The following is a 25,419-nucleotide window of genomic DNA, read 5'->3' as shown; positions in this document are numbered from 1 at the left end:
TGCAACCGGGCGGAGTCGTCGTCCGTGGGGGGCCTACTCCACCAGGACGCGGTCCGGCGCGCGGCGGCGCAGCCGGCTGGAGCGTCGCAGCGACCGCAGCCACATCAGGGTGCCGCCGCCGTCGAGCAGGAACGACAGCATCGCCAGCGCGAGCACGTCGGCCCAGGTGAACTGGCCGGTCATCTCGTCGCCGCGGAAGAAGGCGACGACCCGGACCAGGTAGAACCACAGCAGCGGGATGGTCGCGGTGAACAGGACGGCCAGGGCCACGACGCGGCCCAGGACCCAGACGACCGCGTAGATCCGGATGGTGCGCATCTCGCCGCGCCCGACCCCGGACTGGTCGATGAGCCGGCGGCGCAGCACCCGCCGGACGAGGTTGCGCAGGTAGGCGCCGGTGTCGGCCATCAGGCTCCGGGTGTCCAGCGCGGTCGTGATCAGGTAGTAGAAGTCGGTACGCAGGAACAGGAACGTCTGCCAGAGCAGCCGGATGAACGACGTGAACAGCACGCCGGCCACCACCAGCCGCACCGGCTCCGGCAGCCCGAGGACGCCGACGTCGTTCAGCCACAGCGTGATGAACAGCAGCGCCGCGCCGATCACGTCGACGAGCGGCCCGACCAGCACCGCGACGAAGCGCTCCCGCTTGGACGCCATCCACATGCCGGACAGGTCGGTCTGCGCGACGATGGCGTACATCTGGTTGCCGACAGTCATGCGGGCCGACGTGCCGGCGGCGCGCGCCCCCACGACGTGGGCCAGCTCGTGCAGCCACACGCCGATCACCGCGATGCCGAGGACGACCAGCAGGTAGGCCCAGAAGTGGGAGTGGAACATGAGGCTGGACGGCCCGGGCACCAGCCCCGGCCGGTCGACGGCCATCGCGACCGCGACTCCGACGACCACGCCGCAGACGGCGAGCACGGGCCGGCTCAGCAGGCGCCGTGCGGCGTGCGGGGACAGCCACTCCAGATGCCCGGCGCGTCGCGCCCGGGCCGGTTCGGCGTCCGGCGGCGGGTCGTGCGCGCCGGCCGGGGCGAGGAACCCCTCGTCGGCCAGCGCCTGGAGGAACGCGTCGGCGTCCGGTGACGCCGCGTGCGTCGCCTCGAAGCGGCGTACGGCCTCACCGACTGTGGCGCCGTCGCGCAGCCACTCCAGCAGGTCGAGGCCCTCGGCCGGGATGGACAGGTAGACCTGACGACTGTCGTCACCGATCACGGCGAAGTCACCGTCTCTGCGGGCGGTGTACGGCCGGACCAGGACCGGTGCGTCGAGGGCGAACTCGGTCACTGTGGGACCTCTCCTCTGACGGTGCGGGACTGGGCGCAGGGGCGGGGGTCCGGCAGCCGGACCCCCGCCCCCGTGTCACCGGGTTCAGTTCAGCGCGGGCGCGCACGGGGCGACGGTGCTGGCCTTGATGGACTCCAGCTTGCGCACCGGGAGCGACTTCTTGGGCGCGGTCTCCTTGGTCATGGGAACACCTCCTCTCCACCTCTCGTCGGGACGGGGGGCACCCGCCGGCCGGCTTCGGCGGGAGATCGTGTGCCGAGGGCGTCGTCGCCGGCGACGAACCGCGCGGCGAGGTCGACGAGGCTGTCCTCGGCGTGGAACAGCGACAGGTGGTCGCCGTGCGGGGCGACGTGCAGGACGGACCCGGCGATCCGGGCGGCCACGGCCCGCGAACCGGCGGGATGTGCCGTGTGGTCGTCCTCGCTCGTGACGACGAGCGTGCGCGTGGTCAGCCCGGCTAGGTACGGACGCAGGTCCGTGCCCATGATGGCGCCGTTGAGCCGGCAGTAGCGGCGCAGCAACTCGGGCGTCGCGTACGGGTACGTGACCAGGTGCGCCAGCCGTGGCGGGGCGACGCCGAGCATGGTGTTGGTGAGCACCGCGTGCACCGCCGCGGCCTGCTGCGGGCCGCGGGCTGCCATCGCCATCAGAGCCTGCAGGTTCTGCTGGTGGTCGGTCTTCGGGCTCTCGCCGCCGAGGTCGAAGTCGCCGTGCCAGAGGCTCAGCGACGACACCCGCTCCGGCGCCCGCGCGGCCGCCACTACCGCGAGCACCGCGCCGCCGCACAGGCCGATCAGGTGCGCGCGGCGCAGCCCGAACCGGTCCAGCACCGCGAGGAGGTCGTCGGCCTGGGCCACCACGCCGGTGTCGCCGGTGAACCCGTCCACGTCGGCGAACAGGCCCCGGGTCTCGGGGACGAGCACGTGGAAGTCGCGGGACAGCCGGTCGGCCCAGCCCTCCGCGAGCCGGGCGGGCATCCCGCACGCGGACACCAGCAGCACCGGCGGCCGGTCCGGGTCGCCGCCGGCGTACGTCGGCAGCACCGCCCCGTCGCCGGTACGCACGTCGGTGCGCCGGAAGCGGCAGGTGAAGTCCCGCTCGCGCGCCTCGGCGGCCACCCGTGGCTCGTCCGCCGCCCGCGGTGCCGGGTTCGCGTCGAGGTCCAGCAGGTCGCTCAGCACCCGCTCGAACGGGCCGAGATCGGCGGCGTCGGCCACCGGCGCCGGCGCCGGCACGTCCAGCCGTTCGCACAGCCGGACCAGCGCGGCGGCGGTGGCCGGGTCGGCGCACCGCACCCGAACCGGTGGCGGCAGCACCCGCAGCAGCGGGCCCGCCGCCAGCAGCGCGGCGGCCGTGTCCAGCCCCGGCGTCACGCGCCCGCCCCGATCCACTCGTAGGTGCGGTGGTGGGCGCGGGCGCCGGTGCAGGCGAGCAGCGTGCGCGGGCCGGCCACCCGGTCCAGCACCTCGGCGTACCGCCCCGGGTCGATCCGCTTGTCCGCCACCGGCACGAGGCAGTCGGCGTTGTCGGCGAGGATCCGCTTGTACTCGTCGAACGTCAGCTCGCACCGGCCGGCGAGGTGCTCGCCGATGCGCATCCGGCCCACCTCGGCGGTGGACCGCGCGTCGACCAGGCCGGAGTAGAACTCGGCGGCGCAGCCGGAGCCGTACGAGTACATCCCGACCCGCACCGGTTCGTCGGGCCGCAGGTGGTCGATCAGGCTGGCCAGGGCCAGGTAGACCGAGCCGGAGCAGAGGTTGCCGACCAGCCGCGGGTACTCCAGCCCGGGCGCGACGCGGCGGGCGAAGTCCGCGTCGGCGTCCGGCATCCGGTGCTCGCGGGCGAGCTTGCGGTGCGCCGCGCGGACGATGCCGGCGAACGGCGTGTGCATGGCCAGCCCACCGAAGGTGGTGGCGAAGTCGACGTCCGCCACCTTCTCCGCGTAGTGGGCGTAGGCGTTCGTCAGGCAGTCCAGGTAGGCGAACAGCGAGCGGTCCGCGTCGGCGACGTCGAACGTCGGGCCCGGCCGGGCCGAGTCGAACGTCTCGTAGCTGTGCGTCCCGAACGCCCCGAGGTCCACGTCCAGCACCCGCGGGTCGTCGCCGAGCAGCACCGCCGCGGCGCCGGTGCCCATGGCCGGCTCGGTGTACGAGGCGTTCTCGTTCACCAGTGACACGTCGGTGGCGATCACCAGCGCCTTGGCGCCCGGCGACAGGCCGGCGGCGAGGTAGCCGCAGGCGAGCTGGAGCGCCCCGGTCGCGGCGTAGCAGGCCTGCTTCACCTCCAGCATCCGGCAGCGGCGGCTCAGCCCGAGGTGCCGGTGCACGTACGAGGCGATCGACTTGCTGAGGTCCAGGCCGGACTCGCTGGAGGTCACCAGCAGTTCGATCCGGTCGCGGTCGGCCTCGTCCATCGCGTCGAGGATCGGCTTGGCGGCGTTCACCGCGTGCGTGACCGGATCCTCGAACGGCAGCGCGACCGACTTCGCGGTCATCATCAGGTTGCCCAGGCGGGTCGCGTCCAGACCGCGCCCCTCGAACAGGACCGGCACCGCGACGGAGGCCACCCCGCAGTACACGTTCAGGGCCTCGATGCCCACGTTCATGCCGTCACCTCGCAGAGGTACGCGACCAGGTGGTCGATGTCGGGCAGGTCACTGAAGCTGCCGAGCGGCTCGTCGACGCCGAGCCGCTCCCGGAGGGCCAGGATGATCTCGACCCGGTCGATCGAGTCGGCGCCCAGGTCGCGCAGGTGCGCGCCGCCCGGGATCCGGTCGCCGGGGACCGCCGGCAGGATCTCGGTGATCACCTCGTGGACCACCCGCCGGACCGCCTCGTCGTTCGCGCTCACGTCGTCGCCTCCGTCCGGGTCTGCGCAAGGGCCACCGCGAGCGGCCGTCCGGTGTCGCGGTCGGCGAGCACCACCCGGACCGTCTCGTCGGCGCCGGTCACGTCGCCGCCCGGCCGCCGGGACACCCGCACCCGCAGCACGGCGCCCACGTCGGCGTTGCCGAGGTAGCTCATCCGCTGGTCCAGCACGATCCGCCGCAGGAAACCGGCGTCGGTGCCGCCGCGGTGCCGCCACAGCCGCAGCGACGCCCAGTCCACGATGGAGAAGTAGGACGCGAAGTAGAGCAGGCCCACGCCGTTGAGGTCGCGGCTCGGGTCGACCGGGTAGTCCAGCGCCAGCCGGTCCAGCGGGTCGGGCGGGTCGGGCTCGGCGCCGAGGGCGCGCAGTTCGGCGTACGCGCGCCGGGGCGAGTGCCGCGCGGGCAGCACGGGCAGGTGCCCGTGGCGGAACCCCGGTGGGGACGCGCTGCGCAGGTCGCCGTTGCCGCCCGACGGGCCGCGCACCACCCAGCGGTTGAAGTTCTGCGCGTACAGGCATGCCGGGTCGGGGTGGGCGTAGAACTCGTCCGGGTCGACGACGCGTCCCGGCCGGTCGCCGCGCCGGATCTCGTGCAGCGTCAGCACCGACTCGCTGCCGGAGGCGAAGGACCGCGAGTCCACCCGCAGCACGTCGCCGAAGGTCATGCCGCGCACGTGCAGGTCGGCGCCGCCGCGCAGGTGGATGTAGTGGAACGCCAGGTAGGTCGGCATCCCGTCGGCGTCGCGGGCGGTGTAGACGTTGGTGTCGCAGAGCGCGCTGACGGTGTCCCAGGTCCAGTCGCCGACCTGGCCGACGAACAGCGACCCCGGCCCGCACATGCCGGGCCGCACCACTGTCGTCCGCGTCGTCGCGTCGGGACCGAGCAGTTCCAGCTCGGGAGTCAGGACGGTCACGACCCCTCCCCTCCGGCGCCGCGCAGGAAGTCGGTCAGGATCCGGTTGCACTCCTGCGGGCTGGTCAGATACGGGAAGTGGCCGGCGTCGGCGATCTCCTCGTAGCGGGCGCCCCGGATGCCCTGGTGCAGCAGCCGGGCCGTCTCCGACGGGATGACCGTGTCGTGCCGGCCCTGCACGACGAGCGCCGGCAGGTCCAGCTCGCCGAGCCGGTCGCGGAGGTCCGGCCGGGCCGCGAACACGTCGAGGTAGCGCAGCCCTGTCTGGGGGTCCATGCTCTCGCAGCGCAGCAGCAGCGCCTCCACGGCGGCCCGCTCATGCCGCAGCCGGTCGGCGCCGGACCCCTCGATCGTGCGGTCGAGGTCCTGGGCCGCCACCACGGCCAGCCGGTTGATCTCACCGACCCGGTTGCCGATCTTGTAGGAGCTGCCGAGCAGGATCAGCGAGGCGGTGTCCTCCGGGTGGTTGAGGGCGAACGTGAGCGCGACCAGCCCGCCGAACGACGCGCCGGCGACGTGGACCGGCCCGTCGACCCCGATCTCCCGCAGCACCCGCAGTTGGAGGGCGGCGATCCCGTCGAGGGTGAGGTCGGCCGAGGCGGTGCTCGCCCCGACGCCGGGGTGGTGGACGCTGATCACCCGGTACCGCCCGGCCAGCGCCTCGAACTGCCGCGCGAAGACGCCGGCGCCGATGTTGAACGGGTGGGCGAGCAGCAGCGGCGGGCCGTCGCCGGCGGTGAAGACCTCCACCTGGGCGCCGGCCACCGGCACCACCCGCCGGCGTACGGCCGGCTGGTGTTCCCGCAGCACGGTGCCGTTGTCGTCGGCCGGGGCCTGGTCGCGCAGCGCCTGCCGGACGTCCTCGGGCACCCGGTCGGCGGGCTGGTAGACCGCCCGGGCCGCCTCCCCCGCCGTGCGGATCCCGCCGGTGACCAGTTCGGGAACCTCGCCCGGTGCGGCGGTGAGCGCGGCGACGGCGGCCACCACCGCCTCGGCGTCGCCGGGCCCGAAGCCGACCGGCACGGCGAGCCGGACGGTGCCGGCGAGCGGCCCGCCGACGGCCAGGTGCGGGCCGCCCCGGACGCCGGCGCCGGTGTAGAGCCAGGCCAGCCCGGACATCGTGGGGTGTTCCTGACCGGCCAGTCCGGGCATCCGGGCGAGGTCGAGCAGGACACAGTGGGCGCCGTCGACGTCCACGACCGGCAGGCCGGCCGCCCGCAGGCCGTCGCGGAGCACCGCGACGGCGGCGACGCGCCGCCGGACCAGTTCCGTGACGCCGTCGCGGTCCGCGAGCGCGGCCCGCAGCGTCATCCGGGTGGCCCGGTCCACCTCGGCGCCGCGCCGCGCCACGTGCTCGCGCAGCCGCGCCGCCAGCTCCGGGTCGCGGGTGGCGACCAGCCCGCCGGCGGTGACGCCGAAGTCCTTGGACAGGCTGAGCGTCGCCGTGTCGGCGACGGCGAGCATGTCCCGCACCACGGTCCAGGGATCCCCGCCGGGGCCGGCGAGCTGGACGGCGTTGTCGACGACGCGGCTGGCGTCCAGGACGAGCGGCACCCCGTGTGCGGCGGTGACGCGGCGCAGCTCCCGGAGGGCGGCGGGTTCGACGGGTACGCCACCGGCGGCGTTGCTGGCCGCCTCCACCACCACGAACGACACCGATCCGGGGGCCCGGCGGGTCAGCTCCGCGGCGAACGCCTCGATCGTCTCCGGGTCGAGCCGGCCGATTCCGACGGCCACCGGTTCGTAGCCGAGGTCGGCGAGCGTGGACAGCCAGGTCGGGAAGGCCGCGGCGTGCAGCACGACGCCGCGCGGGCCGGGGTGGCAGCGGCAGAGCAGTTCCTCGGCCGCCCGCCCCGACCGGGTCGGCACCACCTCGGGCATGGGCAGCCAGTCGTGCGCGGTGAGCTCGGGCGGGGCGGGCCGCTCGGCGAGCAGCCGCGTCCGGGCCGCGACGAACCCGTCCGCCCGCTCCGCCCAGGAGTCGGTGAGCAGGTCGAACGGGACCAGCTCGGTCGGCAGGGCCAGCGCGTTGTACCCGTGCCCGGCCAGCAGGTCGGCACGTCCCGGCCGCAGCGCCGGGTCCGGCGGCGGTCCCGCGTCCGCCGGCGGCGCGGCGGCGCCCGACGGCACGGCGCTCTCCGGCGGCGCGGTGGCGCGCGGCGGCGTCGCGGCGGCGTCCGACGACGGCGCGGGACCGGCGGGGGCGCCGTCCACGAGGTCCGGGTTGGCGATCATCAGGATGATGTCGGTGACCGACGTACGGTCACCAGTCGCCGGCTGGCACAGGTAGATCGGCGCGTTCTCGGGCCGGAACTTGTTCTTGAACTGGAAGTTGCCGGGCCCGAACACGCCCACCGAGTGCAGCTCCGCCAGCGCGTCCGCCACCGCCGGGTCGGCGTTCGGCGACTCGGTGATGGCGACGCCGAAGCTCGCCCCGAAACTGAACGACGTGCATCCCTCGGCGGCGGTCAGCTCGATGATCCGGACGATCGCCCACTCCAGACCGCCGGCGGGCATCTCGTCGGCGTAGAACTCCAGGTCGAGCAGGTATCCCCGCTCGGACGGGATCCGGGTCACGATGACCGCGTTGACGAGGACGTCGTCCACCCGGGTGAGGAAGACCCGGTGCCGGGGGTCGAGCGTGCCGCCGCCGATCTCCTCGCGGACCACGCCGACGTACGGGTTCACCATCTGCTTGCGGCGGCCCCAGGAGTCGATCAGACCGACGATCTGCCGGTCGGTCTCCGGCGACGCGCCGGCCCGGTACTCCTCGATCCGGCAGTCACCGGCGCGCTCGAACCGGTGCAGGAGGCTGCGCAGCCGCTGCATCCGGCCACCCCGTACGGTGAACGAGGCCAGGTCCGTCAGGCGCTGCACCGCCCCGAACGGGGTCGCGGTGACCGGTTCCCCGGCGACCTCGGTCAGGTGGGCCAGGGACAGGAAGTTGGGCCGCAGGCCGTGGCGCCGCGCCCAGGCCATCCACTCCGCGACGAGGTCGTGGAAGTGGTCGTGGTGCCCGACGAAGCTCCAGGCGAACACGTCGTCGCCGCGGACCGAGAAGTTGACGTAGCCGGCCCGCGCCGAGTCGACGAACGCGTACGGGGCGATGTCCCGGCCGGCCAGCCCGCCCTCCTTGGCGTGGCGGCGGTCGAGGTCGGCCAGGAGGTCACGCAGCGCCGGGCGGCCGGGCAGGGTCCGCTTGCGGACGACGACGGGCTCGCCGTCGACCTCGGCGCCGCTCTCGATCGTCCGGCCGGTGGCCCGCGGACCGGTCCCCGGCTCGGTCCGGACGCCGATCCCGGCGGACCGCCCGGCCAGGAACGCGGTGAGGTCGGCCATCGTCGGGTGGTCGAACAGCAGCGTCTTGGGCAGCGCGCCGTAACGCTGTTCCAGGGCGCCGACGACCCGCAGCATGTCGAACGAGGTGAGGCCGCTGTCGGCGAACGTCCGCCCGGGCTCGACGGGATGCTCCAGCACCCCGGCCACGATCTCCTCGACGCCGTCGCCGGGTGTGGCCGGTCGTGGTGCCCGCGTGCCGGCGGCCACGAGCGCCGCCACCGCCTCGACCGTGTCGTGCTCGTACAGGTCGGCCGCGGTGATCTCGACGTCGAACGTGGCCACCACCAGCCGGGCCAGTTCCATCCGGAAGATCGAGTCGAGGCCGAGGTCGGCGAACGCCCGGTCGGCCGTGATCTCCGTACGGTCGGCGCCGAGCACCCGCGCCACGCAGTCCCGTACCGCCTCGGCCACCTCCGCGGGCGCGGCCGGGACCGTACCGGCGGGCTCCTGGGCGACGGCGACGGCGGCGGCCGGCCGTCCGGCGCGGCGCGGCTGCTCGGCGGGGCCGTGCGGTTCGACGAGGCCCCGCAGGTCGGCGGGGTCCGGCCGGTCGACGGGGTCCGGCCGGTCGACGTGCTCGTGCGGTTGCGCGGGGCTGGTCCGCGCGGGTGCGGCCGGTGGCGCAGCGGCGGCGGGTGGCGCCGTAGCGGCGGGACCGGCTCCGGCCGGGCGGGTGGCCGGGCGGGCGAGGACGCCCACCGGGGCCGCGCCGTTCGGCGTGTGTCCGCCGTTCACCGCTCCCGCGCCGGCGGTCGCGCTCCGGCCCGCGCCGTTGCGGCGCAAGGCCGACGGATCCCGCAGCACGATCCGGTCCGCGGCGGTGCGCCGGACCGGGGCGGGCCGCTCGGCCGGAACGCGCGGGGCGGGCGGCTCGGCCGGGGCGGGCCGGGACGGCGCGGCGGCGCGGGCCGGGCCCTCGTCGAACCAGAACGGCCGGGCCGCCAGCGGCGGCGCGGGCACGGAGATCCGGGCCGGCCGGTGCTCCCACGTCGTCGCCCAGTCGACGTCACCGCCGGCCAGCCAGGTCTCGGTCTCGGCGTCGAGGCGGGCCGGGGCGTCGCCGCGCAGCACCGCCACCGCCTCGGCGGCGTCGGCGACCACAGCGGCGAACCGATGGGCCAGGGCGTCGCGTCCCACCTGGAGCGTGTACGTGGCACGGGCCAGGTCGGCGCCCTCCGCGAGGTGGTCCGCGACCCGGCGCCGGCACTCGGCCAGAGCCGCGGGACCGGACGCGGACAGCACCAGGCGCCAGGGGCCCGGCGCCGGGGACGCCGGCAACGGCGGCGGCGACTGCACGACCACGTGGGCGTTGGTGCCGCCGAACCCGAACGAGCTGACCCCGGCGACCCGGTCGCCGGTCCAGGGCACGTCGCGGTCCAGCACTGTGAACGGGGTGCCGTCCAGCCGCAGGTACGGGTTGCGCCGGTGCTGGTGCAGCGTGCGCGGCAGCCGTTCGTGGCGCAGGCTCAGCAGCACCTTGAGCAGCCCGGCGATGCCGGCCGCGGCCTCCAGGTGGCCGATGTTCGTCTTCACCGTCCCGACCGCGATCGTGGCGTCCACGCCCTCGAACGCCTTCTTCAGCCCTTCGATCTCGATCGGGTCGCCGAGCCGGGTGCCGGTGCCGTGGGCCTCGATGTAGCTGACGTCCGCCGGGTCGACGCCGCCGGCCCGGTACGCCCGGCTGACGACCTGCGCCTGCGCCTGCGGGTTCGGCGCGGTCAGCGACGGTCCGCGGCCGGCGTGGTTGACCGCGCTGCCCCGGATGACGGCGATCACCTGGTCCCCGTCGGCGACCGCCGCGCGCAGCGGCTTGAGCAGCACGACGCCGCAGCCCTCGCCGCGGCCGTACCCGTCGGCGGACGCGTCGAACGTCTTGCACCGGCCGTCGGCGCTGAGCATGCCCGAGGACTGGAACGCCACGAACAGGCCGGGGCTCAGCAGCACGTTCACCCCACCGGCGAGCGCCGTCGAGCACTCGCCGGCCAGCAGCGCCCGTACCGCGCGGTGCACCGCGACGAGGGAGCTGGAGCAGGCGGTGTCGACGGCCTCGCTGGGGCCGCGCAGGTCCAGCAGGTAGGAGACCCGGTTGGCCAGGATGCAGTCGGCGAGGCCGCTCGCGGTGTGGGCCTCGACCGGCACGTCGTGCGCGCGGAGCAGGTCGTCGTAGTCGCAGGCGGACACGCCGACGAAGATCCCGGTGTCGGTGCCGGCGAGGTCGGCCGGCCGGTAGCCCGCGTCGGCGACGGCCTGCCAGGCGGTCTGGAGGAACAACCGCTGCTGGGGGTCCATCAGCGCGGCCTCGCGCGGCGCGATGCCGAACAGGTCGGCGTCGAACGAGCGTACGTCGTCGAGGAAACCGGCGCGGACGCCCGCGGTGGCGGGGTCGGCGAGCAGGTCGGTGCGGTCGGCCGGGACCGGGCGGACGAGGTCGTCACCGGCGGCGAGGTGCCGCCAGAAGGCGTCGAGGTCCGGCGAGCCGGGCAGCACACCGGCCATTCCCACCACGGCGACCGCGTCGGCCGGCAGGTCCGCGGCGGGCTCGGCGGCGTCCGCCCCGGGCCGGTCCGCCGCGCGCCCGGCGTCCACTGTGGCCGGTGCCGGCCGGGCCGGGAGTACGGTCCGCAGGTACGCGCCGAAGGCCGCGAGCGTGGGGTGCTCGTAGAGGACTGTGGGCAGCAGGTCGACGCCGAAGCGCTCGTTCGTCTCGTTCACCAGGCCGGTCAGCGAGATGGAGTCGAAGCCCAGGTCGAGCAGTTGGATGTCCGGGTCGACCTCGTCCGGTTCGACGAGCAGGAACCCGGCGGCGAGCGCGCGCAGCTCCGCGTCCAGGTCCAGCTCCGGGTCCGGGCCGCTCTGCGGCACCTCCGGCGCGACGTCGGCGGGGCGCTGCACCGCCACCACCGGTTCGGTGCCCGACACGACGCGGTCGAACGCCCGTACCGCCTCGGCGGTCGGCAGCGGGGCACTCCCCCAGCGCCGCGCGAACAACCGCCGGGTGGCGTCGTCCACGGCCATGCCACCGTCGGCCCAGAGCGGCCAGCAGACGGACACCGTGCCGGGCCGCCCGGCGGCGAACTCGTCCAGGAACGCGTTGGCGTAGGCGTAGTCGACCTGCCCGAGGTTGCCGGTCCGCCCGGCGATCGACGAGCACAGCGCGAGGAACTCCAGCGGTTCCGGGCCGAGCGCGTCCACCAGGTGCCGCAGGCCGAACACCTTCGGGGCCAGCACCGCGTCGACGGCGGCGGCCGGCTTCGTCAGGGCGCGGGCGTCGTCGTGCACGCCCGCGGCGTGGACCACCCCGTCGATGCGCCCGTAGCGCCGGCGGATCTCGGCCACGGCACCGCGCACGTCGGACTCGACAGTCACGTCCGCGCGGACGAACGCGAAGGTGTCGTCGGCCGGCGCGGTCCGGCCGACCAGCACCACCGCCGACGGCGCACGGGTCGCGGCGAGGTGCACGGCGAGGTGCCGGCCGACCGCGCCGGTGCCGCCGACCACGACGTACACGCCGCCGGTGCGCCGGACGGCCGGGCCGGGCCGGAACGGCACCATCCGCCGCACCTCACGGACGCCGCCGCTCCAGCGGACGTCGTCCACCCGCTGCTCCGGCGGCCCGGAGACGTGCCACAGGTCCGCCTCGGCGGTCACGCCACCCCGGACCACCGCACCGGAGAAGCCGCTGTGCTCCAGGGCGAGCGTGCGCAGCGCCGCCGTCACGGCGGTGTACGCGGGCCGCTCGTCCGGGCAGCCGACGACGATCCGCAGCGGCGCGGCCGGATCCGGGGTGAGTACCTCGACGGCGGTCCGCAGGACCGTGTGCAGGCTCTCGCGCACCTCGTCGGCGAGCCCGCCGGCACGAGCGGGCAGGTGCACCACGACCACGTCCGGGTCGGCCTGGTCGTGGCGGCCGCCGAACGTCGGGCCCTCGCCGACGACCCGGATGCGGGCCGGCGGTCGCCCGCCCTGCGGCGGTGGCTCGGCCCGCCACTGCGGCCGCAGGTACACGCACGGGTCGCTCTCGGGTGCACCGGTCCCGGGCACGCCGGTCTCGGACACGCCGGTCCAGGGCACGCCGGTCTCCCGCGCCGCCGTCTCCGGCGCGACGCTCCCCGGCACGACGCTCCCCGGCACGGTCTTCACGGGCACGGCGTTCTCCGGCACCGCCGCCTCGGGCACGGCGTTCGCCCGCGCCACCGCCTCGGTGACCGCCGGGTTCGGCGACACGACTCGGCGGTCGGCGGTCCGGTCACCGTCCGGTACGGACGGTGGCGCCGGCGGCCGTGCGGTACCGGCGGGCTCGGGCAGCCACAGCCGCTGCCTGTCGAACGGGTACGGCGGAAGCGACACCCGTCCCGGCCGGACCGGCCAGCGGCCCGCCCAGTCGACCGGGACACCGCGTACCCACAGCTTCGCCGACTGGTCGAGTCGACCGCGGCGCAGCAGGTCGGCGGCGATCTCGGCGCCGCCGTCGTCGTCGAACAGCGGATCGGTGCCGGCGGTGCCGGTGGTCACCTCGCCGGCTCGCAGGCGGCGGACCAGCTCGTCGATGTCGGACACGACGACGGCGAGCCGGTGGTCGAACTCCGCCCGCCCGACCTGGGTGCTGTACGCGAGCTGGTCGAGGCGCGGGCGCGTCCGCTCGGCCAGGTCCGCCACAGCGGCCGTGAGCGTCCGCAGCTGCTCCGGCGTCCGCGCCGACAGCACCACGACGTGCGGCCCCGGCCGGACGGGTGCGGGCGGCGGCGCGGGATGCTCCCGGACCACGAGGTGCGCGTTCGCGCCGCCCGCCCCGAACGAGCTGACCCCGGCGCGGCGCGGCGCGGTCCACGGCTGCGCGCTCGTCGGCAGCAGGAACGACCCGGACAGGTCGATGCGGGAGTTGACAGTGGACAGGTTCGCGCAGGGGGCGATCGTGCCGTGCGCGAGTTGCAGCAGCACCTTCGTCAGGCCGGCGATGCCGGCGGCGCCTTCGAGGTGACCGATGTTGGCCTTGACCGAGCCGACCGGGATGCGCCGGCCGTCCGGCAGCGCGGCGCCGAGCGCCCGGCCGAGGCCGGCGATCTCGATCGGGTCGCCGAGGGCCGTGCCGGTGCCGTGCGCCTCCAGATATCCGACGTCGCCGGGTGTCGCACCGGCCGCGGCGAGCGCCCGGACCACCAGGTCGGCCTGGGCGGTGGGGTTGGGCACGGTGTAGCCGGCGGTCCGGCCGCCCGCGTTGACGAAGCCGCCCTCGATGACGCCCCAGATCCGGTCGCCGTCGCGCAGGGCCGCGGACAGCGGTTTGAGCAGCACCGCGCCGACGCCCTCGCCGGGCACGAACCCGTCCGCGCGCTCGTCGAACACCTTGCAGGCGCCGTCGGCCGACAACATGGTCATCGACGACAGCGCGATCAGGTGCGCCGGGTGCAGGACCAGGTTGACGCCACCGGCGACGGCCGCCGAGCACTCCCCGCGGCGCAGGCTCTCGCAGGCCAGGTGGACCGCGGTCAGCGACGAGGAGCAGGCCGAGTCGACGGCGAAGCTCGGCCCGGTCAGGTCGAGCGTGTACGACACCCGGTTGGCGATCGACCAGTACGCCGAGTGCCCGTCGGTGTAGCGGCCCTCCGGCCAGCCCTGCGCGGCGGCGATGCGGCCGTACGAGCCGTACATGGTGCCGACGAAGACACCGGTGTCGCGCGGCAGCACTCCCCCGAGCGCGCCCGCGTCCTCCAGCATCAGCCAGACGGTCTCCAGGAACAGCCGCTCCTGCGGGTCCATCGCGGCCGCGTCCTTCGGCAGGATGCCGAAGAAGCCGGGGTCGAACCGGTCGACGTCGGTGAGGAACCCGGCCCACCGGCTGTACGTGTGCCCCGGCCGGCCGCGGCGCGGGTCGAAGTGTTCGCGCCAGTCCCACCGCTCCGGCGGCACCTCGGTGATCGAGGTGGTGCCGGTGACCAGGTTCTGCCAGAACCGTTCCAGGTCCGGCGCGCCCGGGTAGCGGCCGGACAGTCCGATGACCGCGATCGCGTCCGCGTCGCCCCGGGCGGCGAGGGCCGGGGCGGCCGAGACGGCAGGGGCGACCGGGGCTGCCGGTCGCTCCGGTTCCGCCGCGTGGACGGGCGCCGGCACGGCGTCCACCGCTGCGGCGCCGAGCGTGGCGGCGAGCGGGCCGGGCCGTTCCCGGGCCAGGTGGTCGGCGAGCTGCTCGATCGTCAGGTGCTCGAACAGCAGGGTGGCCGGCAGGTCGCCGAGGTCGGCCGAGAACCGGCGTACGAGGTGCTGGCCGACCAGCGAGTCGACGCCGAAGTTGTCGAACGTGACGTCGTCGTCGAGCTGGTCGGGACGGTACTTGAGGACTTCCGCGAAGACCGCGCGGACGTAGTCCCGGGCGGCGCGGGCCGGCACCCGGTCCACCGGCGGCGCGCCGGCCGTCGCCACGAGCACGCACTGCTCCTGCTCCTCGCCGGGGACACCGGGCATGCCGAGGATCCGGCCGGTCAGGCCCGCCTCGGCGAGCGCCGCGCGCCATCCGGCCGGTGACAGCAGCGGGGAGTGCGGCAGCCGCCGGTGGGCGTCGGTGAACCGCCACCAGCCCGGCAGCAGGCCGAACGTCGCGGTGAGGAAGTCGGAGGCGCGGGTGACCTCGTTGAGCAGCAGCACACCGCCGGGACGCAGCAGGGATCGGGCGTGGCGCAGGCTGCGGACCACGTCCTCGGTGGCGTGCAGCACGTTCGTGGCGAGCACGACGTCGTACGAGCCGGCCGCGAAGCCCTGCCCGGCCGGTTCCCGTTCGATGTCGAGGACACCGAACCGCAGGCCCGGGTGGCGTCCGCCGAAGCGGTCCTCGGCCTCGCGGAGGAACGCGGTCGAGAGGTCGGTGAAGTCGTACCGTACGCCCGGGCAGGCGTCGAGGACGAAGGCCGAGCCTGCGCCGGTGCCGGCGCCGATCTCCAGCACGCGGCCCGGCCCGTCCGTCCGGTCCAGTACGGCGGCGGCCTCGGCCGCCACCAGCCGGTGGTAGAAGTCCGCGGCCCGCTGTCCCCGGTAGACGGCGGCGACCAGGTCGGTGCTGCCGCCGGGAAAGAGCACCTCGGTCGGTGAGGTCCGGCCGTCCAGGACGCCGGGCAGCGCGTCGACGCAGCGGGCCAGCAACGCCACGTGCGGGGCGAGGTCGGGATGCCGGGCGAGCACGCCGGCGGTGGACAGGCCGGCCGGGGGCGCGGACACGGCGGCGGCGACGGCGGCCGCCAGCGGCCCGGAGGCCGGCGCGGGACGGTCCCGGAGCCGGTCGCGCAGCAGGTCGCGGGCCAGCCCGTCGAGGGTACGGAAGGCAGCGCTGGACCGGTCCAGCGACGGGTCCGTGTCCCCGGCGGCGCCACCCGGTGCGGGCGGGCCCGACACTGCGGTGACGGCGGCGTCGTCGGCGGGCGCGGACGGGTGGACGCCGAGTGCGGCGAGCCCGTCCCTCGTGCCCTTGAGGACTGCCACCTGCGGGTGCGGGCCGGCGAGGATCCGTTCCAGCGCGGCGACGCCCTCGGCCGGCTCGATGGAACCGATGCCCAGCGCCGCGAACCGGGCCGCGTATCCGGGGTCGGCGACCACGCCGACGCTGCCCCACCAGCCCCAGTTGACCACGCGTACCGGTTGTCCACGGCGGTGCAGCGCCAGCCCGTACGCGTCCTCGAACGTGCTCGCCGCCGCGTAGTTGGCCTGCCCCGGGGCCGGGGCGAACGACAGCGCCGAGGAGAACAGCGCGAGGAAGTCCAGCGGTTCGCCGGCCAGCGCGTCGGCGAGCACGCCGACGCCGGCGACCTTCGGTCGCAGCACCTCGGTGAACGCCGCCTCGTCCATCGCGGACAGCGCACGGTCACGGAGCACGAGCGCGGCGTGGAACGCGCCGTCGACCGGCCCGAACCGCTGCCGCGCCTCGGCCACCGCGCGGCGGACCGCGACCGCGTCGGTGACATCGGCGCGCAGGTAGACGGCCTGCCCGCCGAGCGCCTCGATCTGCGTCACCAGGGACCGGATGCGCTCGTCCTGCGGGGACCGGCCGAGCCACACGAGCCGGGCACGCCGGGTCCGGGCGAGGTGACGGCTGACCTCGAACCCGATGCCGCCGGTGCCGCCGACGACGAGGTAGACACCGCCGTCGCGCAGCGGCGCCGCGCCCGCGGGCCCGGCCACCGGCTCCAGGCGCCGGACCAGGCGACGGTCACCGCGCAGCGCGACGAACCGGTCGGTGCCGTGTTCGCGGCGGATCGCGTCGGCCGGGGTGGTGTCGCCGGGACCGGCGTCGACACAGGCGACCCGCCACTGCGGGTACTCGGCGGCGATCGCGCTGGCCAGGCCGGCGAGGCCGGCGGCGTGCGGGTGGACCGGTTCGCCGGGCAGACCGGCCACCCCGGACACGACGAAGGTGAGCGTCAGCGATCCCCGGTCCGCGCCCAGGTCGAGCAGGCGGCGCAGCAGGCGGAACGCGTCGAGCGTCGCGGTGTCGTCGTGCGGCGGGGCGGCCGGATCGGCCGTGCGGGCGAGCACGTACACCGTGTCGTACCGGCCGGTGGGCAGCTCGCCGAACGGCAGCGCGTCGTCGGCGCCGAGGGCGGCGGCCAGCGCGGCGTCGCCGGGGGTGTGCACGGCGAGGACCCGCCCGGCGGGCGGTTCTGCGAAGGGTGCACCCACCGGCCGCCAGGCCGGCACGTACAGCAGGTCCGGTTCCGCGGCGGCCGGTGGCGCCGGCACGGCCGGCCGGCTCTCGGCGGCGGAGGGCGTGGCGCCGGACGGGTCGTAGGGACGCAGCGCCACACCGTCGAGCCGGGCCCGGACGTCGCCGGTCAGGTCGGTGACCACCACGTCGAACCGTCCGCCGTCCCGGCGGACCACGTGGACGCGGGCGGTCGTGGGCAGCCGGTCCGCCACGAAGGCCGACTCGACGGCGAACGGGACGAGCATCCGGTCCGCGGGATCGACCAGCCCGGCGATCGCCTGCAACGCCCCGTCGAGCAGCTGGACGTCGCCGTCCGCGGTGAGCGTGCCGAGCGCCTCACCGGCGCCCAGCCGCAGCTCCGTCAGCACCCGGAAGGACGGCCCGTAGCGCAGACCGGCCCGGGCGAATCCCGCGTACAGGTCGTCGACCGGACGGCGGCCGGGGCAGCGGGCCTCGACGGACGGCAGGTCCACCCGGCCCGGCGGGGCCGGGTCGGCGGCGCGGCGGGTGGCGACGGCGTGCGGCGTCCCGCCGACGGTGAGGGTGGTCCGGTCGTCCCGGGTGACGACCGCCGTCACCGGCCCGGTGACCACGACGGGCCGCAGCCAGGTCACGTCGGCGGCGCGGGCCGACCCACCGGCGGTGGCCTGGCGCAGGAACGCCGCGCCGGGCAGGACCGGGACGCCGTGCAGCGTGTGGTCGGCCACGAGCGGGTCGGCCGGCGTGAGGGCCGTCTCCCGCCGGTCGCGGCCGGTCCAGAAGCGGTCGCGGGCGAACGGGTACGTGGGCAGCGGGACGCGACGGCCGGCCGGCATCGCCGTCCAGTCCACGTCCGCGCCGGCCACCCAGCGCTCGGCGAGCGCGACCAGGTCGGCCGGCGCGTCGGGCGCGGGCGGCCCGCCGGCCAGCTGCCGGACCAGGTCGGCGGTGTCGGAGGCGACGAACGCGGCCCGGACCGCCAGGTGCGCCCGGCCCCGCGCGAGGGTGGCGGCGACGTCGTGGACGTCGACCGGTTCGGTACGCAGGCGCTCGGCCAGCCGGTCCGTCAGGTCCCGCAGCGCGGACGCGGTCCGGGCCGAGACCGGCACCACCACCGGCCCGGTGCCGGTGCTCGCCGACGGGGCCGGCGCCTCGGCGACCACGAGGTGGCAGTTGGTGCCGCTGAAGCCGAACGAGCTGACGCCGGCGACCAGCCGGTCGTCGTGCCAGCCGGTCAGTTCCCGCACCACCGGCAGCCCGGGGATCGGCTCGGTGGCGTGCGGGGTCGGTGGCAACTGCCGGTGCCGCAGGCTGAGCAGCACCTTGATCAGGCCGGCCACGCCGGCGGCCATCGTGGTGTGGCCGATGTTCGCCTTGACCGAGCCGATCCGGCAGTGCGGGCCGACGACCTGGGCCAGCGCCTTGACCTCGATCGGGTCACCGAGCGCGGTGCCGGTGCCGTGCGTCTCGACGTACCCGACCTCGACGCCCGCCCGGGCGTGGACCTCGCGCAGCAGACGGGCCTGGGAGACCGCGCTCGGCGCGGTGATGCCGTTGGTACGGCCGTCGCCGTTCACGCCGCCGGCGAGGATGACGCCGTGGACGTGGTCGCCGTCGGCGAGCGCCCGGTCCAGCCGCTTGAGGACGACCACGCCGACGCCCTCGCCGAGCACGATGCCGTCGGCGGCGGCGTCGAACGGCAGGCACCGGCCGGTCGGCGACAGCATCCCCGTCTGGCTGGTCCAGACCTGCATCTGCGGCGTGCACATGACGGCGACGCCGCCGGCCAGCGCCGTGTCGCAGTCGCCCGAGCGCAGGCTCTCGCAGGCCAGGTGCACCGCCGTCAGCGACGACGAGCACGCGGTGTCGATCGCCATCGTGGGCCCGGTCAGGTCGAGCAGGTACGCGATCCGGGCGGGCAGGATCGAGCTGGCCCCACCGAGGAAGGCCTCGCTGGTGTCGCTGCGGCCGTGCCGCTCCAGCAGCCGGGGGTAGTCGCCCGCGCCGCAGCCGACGAAGACGCCGCACCGCATCGGCCGCCCGGCGTACCCGGCGTCCTCCAGCGCGGCCCACGCCTGTTCCAGGAAGATCCGCTGCTGCGGGTCCATCGCCTCGGCCTCGAGCGGCGAGACGCGGAACAGCCCGGCGTCGAACGCGTCCACGTCGTCCAGCAGCGCCGCCCACCGGCTGCGGGTGCGGCCGGGTACGGCGGGGTCCGGGTCGTACAGTTCCGTCAGGTCCCAGCGGTCGGGCGGAACCTCCCGGATGGCGGACCGGCCGGCGGCGAGGTTGTCCCAGAACGTGTCGAGGTCCGGGGCGTCCGGGAACCGCCCGGCCATGCCGATCACCGCGATCGCGGTGGGCGCGTCCGGCGACGTGTCTGGTGCCGGTGCCGCGGCCGCAGCCGGTGCCGGTCCTGCGGTCGATGCCGGTAGCGGCGTCGCCGCAGATGCCGGCATCCCGGTCGGCGCCGGCTCCGCGTGGGAAGGCGACACCGACGGCGGGCGGACGGCGAACGTCAGCGGCGGCGGCTCCGACGCCGTGGCGGGGGCGTTCCCGGGCGTCGGGGCACTCCCGGGCGCCGCGGCGGGTGCGGTCAGGACGAGTGGCGGCGGGCCCGCGGCGGGCGGGACCGGTTCGTCCACGACGGACGGTGCCGGGGGCGCGGTGGCCTGGGCGCGCAGCGAGGCGGACTCGGCCAGGTTGCGCCGCACCGCCCGGGCGAGGTCGGGCACCGTCGGGTGGTCGTACACGGCGGCCGAGTCCAGGTCGGTGCCGAACCGGCGGTTGAGGTCCCGCACCAGCTCGACGGCGCCGATGGAGTCCAGTCCGAGGTCGGCGAAGGTACGCGACGGCAGCACCTCGTCCGGGCGCAGGTACAGCAGGGCGCCCACGATCTCCGTCACCGCGTCGCTCACCGTCCCGTCGTCCGGGCCGGGCTCCGGCTGCGCGGCCGGCGTCGCCCGGCTACGGAAGTCGTCGACCTTGGTGAAGTGCTCCCGCACCAGGGCGGCGGACTCCGCGCCGAGGACGTTGCCGTGCATGCGGACCTCGCTGGCGATGACGTCGGGGAGCCGGTCGAGGATCCGGCCGGCGAGTTCGTTCTTGAGCGACCGGATCACCGCCGGTGGCTTGTCCGCCATGGACCGGGCCAGGTCCAGCGCGGCCGGAACGACCTCGTGCGGCGGCAGCACGGTCACGCCGGCTCCGCGCCGGCTCAGCTCGGCGCCGGTCATCGACCGTCCGGTCAGCATCATCTCGGCGGCCAGGGCCGGGCCGAGGCGTTGCTCCAGGATGTAGGTGGCGCCCATACCCGGGGTGAAGCCGTAGCGGGTGAAGTTCGCGCTGTACACCGACGTGTCGCCGAGGACGACCACGTCGCCGTAGCAGGCGAACGCCAGTCCCCCGCCGGAGGCGTGCCCGGCGGCGGCGGTGACGACCGGCCGGGTGCACCGCAGGATCCCCTCGTACACGAGCGCGGCGTCGGTGAACGTGCCCTCGCCCTCGGCCAGCGCCCGCAGGGCCTCGGGCGTGCCGCCCATGCTGAAGACCGAGCCGTGGCCGGTGATCACCACGGCGCGTACGTCGTCGCGCCGCTCGATCTCCGCGAACGTGTCCCCCAGTGCCGCGAGCAGCCCGTCGGTGAACATCGGCGCGCGCATCGACACCAGCGCGACGCCCTGGTCCAGGACACGGAACTCCAGTTCCGGCCCGTCCGGGACGACCACGTCGCCGTCGGCGGCCGGTGGCGGGCTCGCCGCCGACCTGACCTCGCCGCCGGTCCCGGCTCGGACCGCGTCGACCGAGCCGGTGCGAGCCGCCTGCGTACCGGCCGCGCCGGCGTCGGCCACGTGCGCGTCGGCACGGGTCACCTGCGTACCGGCCGTGCCGGCGCGGGCGGCGTCCCAGCCGCCGAGCCAGCACGGTTCCTCCGGCAGCGGGCAGGTCGGCAGCGGGACGCGGCGGGGATGCCCGTCCGGGTAGCAGGCGGACCAGTCGACAGCGCCGCCGCCGACCCAGTGCCGGGCCACCTCGTGCAGGTCACCGGCCCGGAACGCCGCCACCGGATCGCCGGTGGCGGGCGCGCCGGCGGTCACCACGTCCGCGGTGTCCGCACCCCGGGCGAAGCGTTCCAGCGCGGTGCGCAGCGCGTCGGTGCCGGACGTCACGACGGCGACGCGGACCGCCTGCGGCGCCCGTCCCACCTGCGTCGTGTAGGCGATGTCGCGGACGCCGCGGTCCCCGGCGAGCTCGTCGAGGCGCGTCGCCACGCTCAGCCGGCCGATCGCCTCCACCCCGACCAGGTCCGCCAGCCGCGCCGGGTCGAGCCCGAGGTCGCCGAGCGTCGCCGAGGGTTCCAGCGCCTCCTCGGGTACGCCGAGAAGGTCGGCCACCGCCGCGGTCGGGCCGGTCGACGCCGGCAGGCCGGCCGCCATCGCGCCCGCGTACGCCCGCAGTGTCCCGGCGGTCGGCGCGGAGAGCACCACCAGCGCCGGCCCGTCCGGCGCGGGTGCGGCGGCGGGGGCGAACTCCTCGACCAGCACGTGCGCGTTGGTGCCCCCGGCGCCGAACGCGCTGACACCGGCCCGCCGCGGGACGCCGGGCGGCGGGGTCCACGGCTCCAGCGTGCGCTGGACCCGCAGCGGCACGGCGGCGAAGTCGATGTGCGGGTTGAGTTCCCCGGCGTGCAGCGACGGCACGAGCGCGCGGTGCCGCAGTTGCAGCAGCACCTTCGTGAGCCCGGCTATGCCGGCGGCGCCCTCCAGGTGCCCGATGTTCGACTTGACCGACCCGATCGCGCACGCCCCGGCCGGCAGGTCCGCACCGTCGAACGCCTGCCGGAGGCCCTCGACCTCGATCGGGTCGCCGAGCGCGGTGCCGGTGCCGTGCGCCTCGACATAGCCCACTGTGGCGGGGGTCCAGCCGGCCGATTCGAGGGCGGCGCGGACGAGCGCGGCCTGCGACCCGGGGCTCGGCACCGTCGCCCCGGCGGTACGTCCGGTGTGGTTCACCGACGTCGCGCGGATGACGCCGTACACGTGGTCGCCGTCGGCGAGCGCCCGCGACAACGGTTTGAGCAGCACCGCGCCGACCCCCTCGCCGGGCACGTAGCCGGTGCCGTCGGCGCCGAACGCCCGGCACCGGCCGTCGGTGGACAGCCACTGGCCCTGCGCGAGCTGGAGGTACTTCTGCGGGTGCACTGTCACGTTCACCCCGCCGGCCAGCGCGAGCGTGCACTCGCCGCGCCGGATGCTCTCGACCGCGAGGTGCACGGCCGTCAGCGACGACGAGCAGGCGGTGTCGACGGCCAGGCTCGGCCCGGTCAGGTCGAAGGTGTGCGAGACCCGGTTGGCGATCGCGCAGTGCATGGCGGTCGGGGCGACGCCGTCGGTGGCCCCGCCGACGAGCTGGTAGTGGTTCCACATGACGCCCGCGTAGACGCCGACGACCTCGCCCCGCAGGCTCTCGGGCGGATGCCCGGCGTTCTCCAGCGCGTGCCAGCAGGTGGTGAGGAACAGCCGTTCCTGGGGGTCCATCCGCTCGGCGTCGCGCCGGGACACCCCGAAGAAGGCCGGCGCGAAGCGGTCGACGCCGTCGAGGAAGCCACCCCACCGGCCGTACGTGCGTCCCGGGGTGCCCTTCTCGGGGTCGAACAGCGCCGCGTGGTCCCAGCGGCCGGCGGGCACCTCGGTGATCGCGTCGACCCCGCCGGCCAGGTTGCGCCAGAACGCGTCCAGGTCGTCCGCGCCGGGGTAGCGCCCGGCCACGCCGACCACCGCGACCGGGTCGTCGGTCGGATCGCCCATGGCCGGTACGCCCACGGCCGAGGCACCGACGGCCGGTCCGCGGTCGGACAGGACGGCCGGGCCCGGGACGGTGGCGGATTCGCCGGCAGCCTCACCCGGGGCCGGCACGAGTTCCCGCAACCGGTCCGCCTGCCCGTGCAGGACCAGGACCGCGTCGTACGGACCGCGCAGCACGTCGCGCAGGACGCCGAGCGCGGTCCCCGTCGGCATCGGCTCCTGGCCGGTGCGCTCGGTCGAGCGGCGCAGGGCGTCGGCGGGCGCACGCATGCCGCCCTCGGCCCAGTACGGCCAGCCGATGACGACGGTCCGGCCGCGGCCGCGGCGTCGGACGTGCCGCAGGCCGGCGTTGGCGTACGCGTAGGCGGCCTGGCCGGGGTTGGCCACGTCGGCCGACGCGGAGGAGAAGGCGACCAGGAAGTCGAGCGCGTCACCGGCGGTGGCGGCGTCGACGTGACGGAGGCCGTCGAGTTTGGGCGCGGCGACGGCGGCGAGGTCACCCGGGTCGCCGCGGAAGAACAGCCCGTCCCGGGTGACGCCGGCGCAGTGCAGAACCCCGTCGATCCGGCCGAACCGCTCGCGTACGCCGGCCACCGCCGCGTCCACGGCGGCGGCGTCGGTGACGTCGGCGATCGCGACGTGCACCTCGGCGCCCGCGGCGCGGCACCGGTCGACGAGCGCCGCCGCGGGCGCGGTGCGCGACAGCAGGGCGATCCGGGCCCGGTGCCGGCGCGCGAGGTGCGTCGCGAGGACGGCGGCGAGACCGCCGGATCCCCCGGTGACGAGGTAGACGCCGCCGTCGCGGAACGGCTCCCCGCCGGTGGCCTCGACGGCCAGGTCCACCTCGTGCCAGCGCCGCACGAGACGCCGGCCGCCGACGTAGCGGACCTCCGGCTCGGCGTCGGCCGCGCGCAGCTCCGCGCGTACCGCGGCGGCGAGGTCGCGGGCGTGCTCGACCTGGACGAACCGGCAGCGCAGGCCGGGGACCTCGGCGGTCACGGTACGGGCCAGCGCCGCGGTCGCCGCCTGCTCGGCTGTGGTTTCGCCGGCGTGCACGACGAGCAGGTCGCGCGGTCCGGCGTCGACGAGGGCGGTGGCGGCGCGCCACAGGTCGGCGGCCGGGTCGCCGGACAGCAGGACGACGGCGGGTGGCAGGTCAGGGACGTCGCGGAGCCGGTCGACGGAGTCGACGTGGGCGGCGGCGAGCCCGGCGGGGAGCACGCCGCCCACGACCAGGGCCTCCGGGGTACGGGCGGCCGGCGGCGCCGGGTCCGCGGGCACCCAGGCGTCGACGAAGGACAGCACCACCGGCTCGGGGGCGGCCGGAGCCGGGGCCGCGTCGGCCACCGGCGCGTCGGGCGACAAAGGGACGGCCGGGGCGGGCCCGGTGGACAGGTGCGCGGCGAGCGCGTCGATGGTGGTGTGCTCGAACAGCAGCGTCGGGTAGAGCTTGCGGCCCACGAGGTGCTCGACCCGCTCGGTGAGCCGGAGCAGCGCGACCGAGTCGAAGCCGAGGTCGTAGAACCCGGCCCCGGTCGCCACCTCGGCGGGCGGGCGGCCGAGCATGTCCGCGACGGCCGCGCGCAGCGTGTCGGTGAAGCCGTTCGCGGCACCGGGCGGGGACGCCGCCGGCCGTCCGGGCGCCAGGGCCGACGCCCCGGTGGCGGGCCGGGCGGCGTCGGCCGACACGTCGGCGAGCAGCCGGCGCACCAGCCCGGATTCGCGGATGCGCTTGCAGGTGAGGCCGGTGAATCCGGCCAGGAACCGGCCGTGCTCGTCGCGGATCGTGTAGTCGGTGGTGATCACGTCGCCGGACGGCGCGAGCCGTTCCGGGCGCGGTACGTGGACGTGACACGTCGGCGGTAGCGCCTCGGGTGCCCGGAACTCCCGGACGAACATCGGCACGAACGGGTCGTCGGTCGGCATCTCGACCTGCCCGAACCCGGCCAGCGTCGAGGCGTCCAGCGAGGCCGGGTGCAGGTGGAACCCGGCGGCTGTGGCCCCCGGGTGCTGCTCGCGGGTCAGGTCGGCCAGGAGCGCGCCGCCGCCGATGTGCAGGGTGCCGCGGCAGCGCATCGCCGGGCCGTGGCGGATGTTCTCCCGTACCGCCCGCTGGTAGAGCACGTCCACGTCGTCGTGCCGGTCCGCGGCGGCCCGCAGCGCGGCCAGGTCGAGCGGCGCCGGGACCGGCTCGTCGGTGAAGCAGACCAGCCCGTGCGCGTTGTCGTGCCAGCCGGACACCGGGTCGTCACCGCGCACCCAGCGGCTGCGTACGGTGAACGGGCGCCCGGCGTCCCGTGGTTCGCCGATGGTGAGCACGACCTCGCGGTCGAAGCCGTCGGTGGTGACGATCGCCTCGGCGAGCACGGTGTCCCGGACGCAGAGCCGCCGGTGGTCCCAGCCGGCCGCGACGGCGGTGCGGTAGACGAGGTCGAAGAAGACGACGCCGGGAAGCACCGACACCTCGTGCAGCCGGTGGTTCCGCATGACGAAGTCGTCGTGGGTGAGCCGGAACCGGCTCTGGACGTCGGCCATCGGGA

At 76.0% G+C, this 25,419-nt stretch carries 6 protein-coding genes; all 6 read right to left on the bottom strand.

The window, feature by feature from the left end; all coding sequences use genetic code 11:
• Positions 1 to 33: 33 nt before the first annotated feature.
• The 6 genes from ACN27C_RS20870 to ACN27C_RS20845 all read right to left on the bottom strand — a co-directional run bounded on the left by ACN27C_RS20870 (position 34) and on the right by ACN27C_RS20845 (position 25,414).
• Positions 34 to 1,290 carry a hypothetical protein gene (locus ACN27C_RS20870; RefSeq protein WP_422747529.1) on the bottom strand — a complete coding sequence of 419 codons (1,257 nt, stop codon included), beginning with the start codon at positions 1,288 to 1,290 and terminating at the stop codon, positions 34 to 36.
• 179 nt (positions 1,291 to 1,469) lie between these two features.
• Positions 1,470 to 2,663 carry an alpha/beta fold hydrolase gene (locus ACN27C_RS20865; RefSeq protein WP_422747527.1) on the bottom strand — a complete coding sequence of 398 codons (1,194 nt, stop codon included), beginning with the start codon at positions 2,661 to 2,663 and terminating at the stop codon, positions 1,470 to 1,472.
• Positions 2,660 to 3,895, bottom strand: a complete 1,236-nt coding sequence (locus ACN27C_RS20860) for a hydroxymethylglutaryl-CoA synthase family protein (RefSeq protein WP_358171500.1) — start codon at positions 3,893 to 3,895, stop codon at positions 2,660 to 2,662. Before ACN27C_RS20860 ends, ACN27C_RS20865 begins: the two co-directional genes overlap by 4 nt.
• Complete coding sequence (locus ACN27C_RS20855) at positions 3,892 to 4,140, bottom strand: acyl carrier protein (RefSeq protein ID WP_013476299.1); 249 nt, start codon at positions 4,138 to 4,140, stop codon at positions 3,892 to 3,894. The genes ACN27C_RS20860 and ACN27C_RS20855 overlap by 4 nt, the downstream gene beginning before the upstream one ends.
• Positions 4,137 to 5,072, bottom strand: a complete 936-nt coding sequence (locus tag ACN27C_RS20850) for an LnmK family bifunctional acyltransferase/decarboxylase (protein WP_422747523.1) — start codon at positions 5,070 to 5,072, stop codon at positions 4,137 to 4,139. The genes ACN27C_RS20855 and ACN27C_RS20850 overlap by 4 nt, the downstream gene beginning before the upstream one ends.
• Positions 5,069 to 25,414: an SDR family NAD(P)-dependent oxidoreductase gene (locus tag ACN27C_RS20845; protein WP_422747521.1), complete on the bottom strand. Its 20,346-nt coding sequence runs from the start codon at positions 25,412 to 25,414 to the stop codon at positions 5,069 to 5,071. Before ACN27C_RS20845 ends, ACN27C_RS20850 begins: the two co-directional genes overlap by 4 nt.
• Positions 25,415 to 25,419: the final 5 nt, after the last annotated feature.

The organism is Micromonospora sp. WMMD1219, assembly GCF_049315215.1.
Classification (GTDB): domain Bacteria; phylum Actinomycetota; class Actinomycetes; order Mycobacteriales; family Micromonosporaceae; genus Micromonospora; species Micromonospora tulbaghiae.
This window is presented reverse-complemented; position numbering and strand designations above follow the sequence as displayed.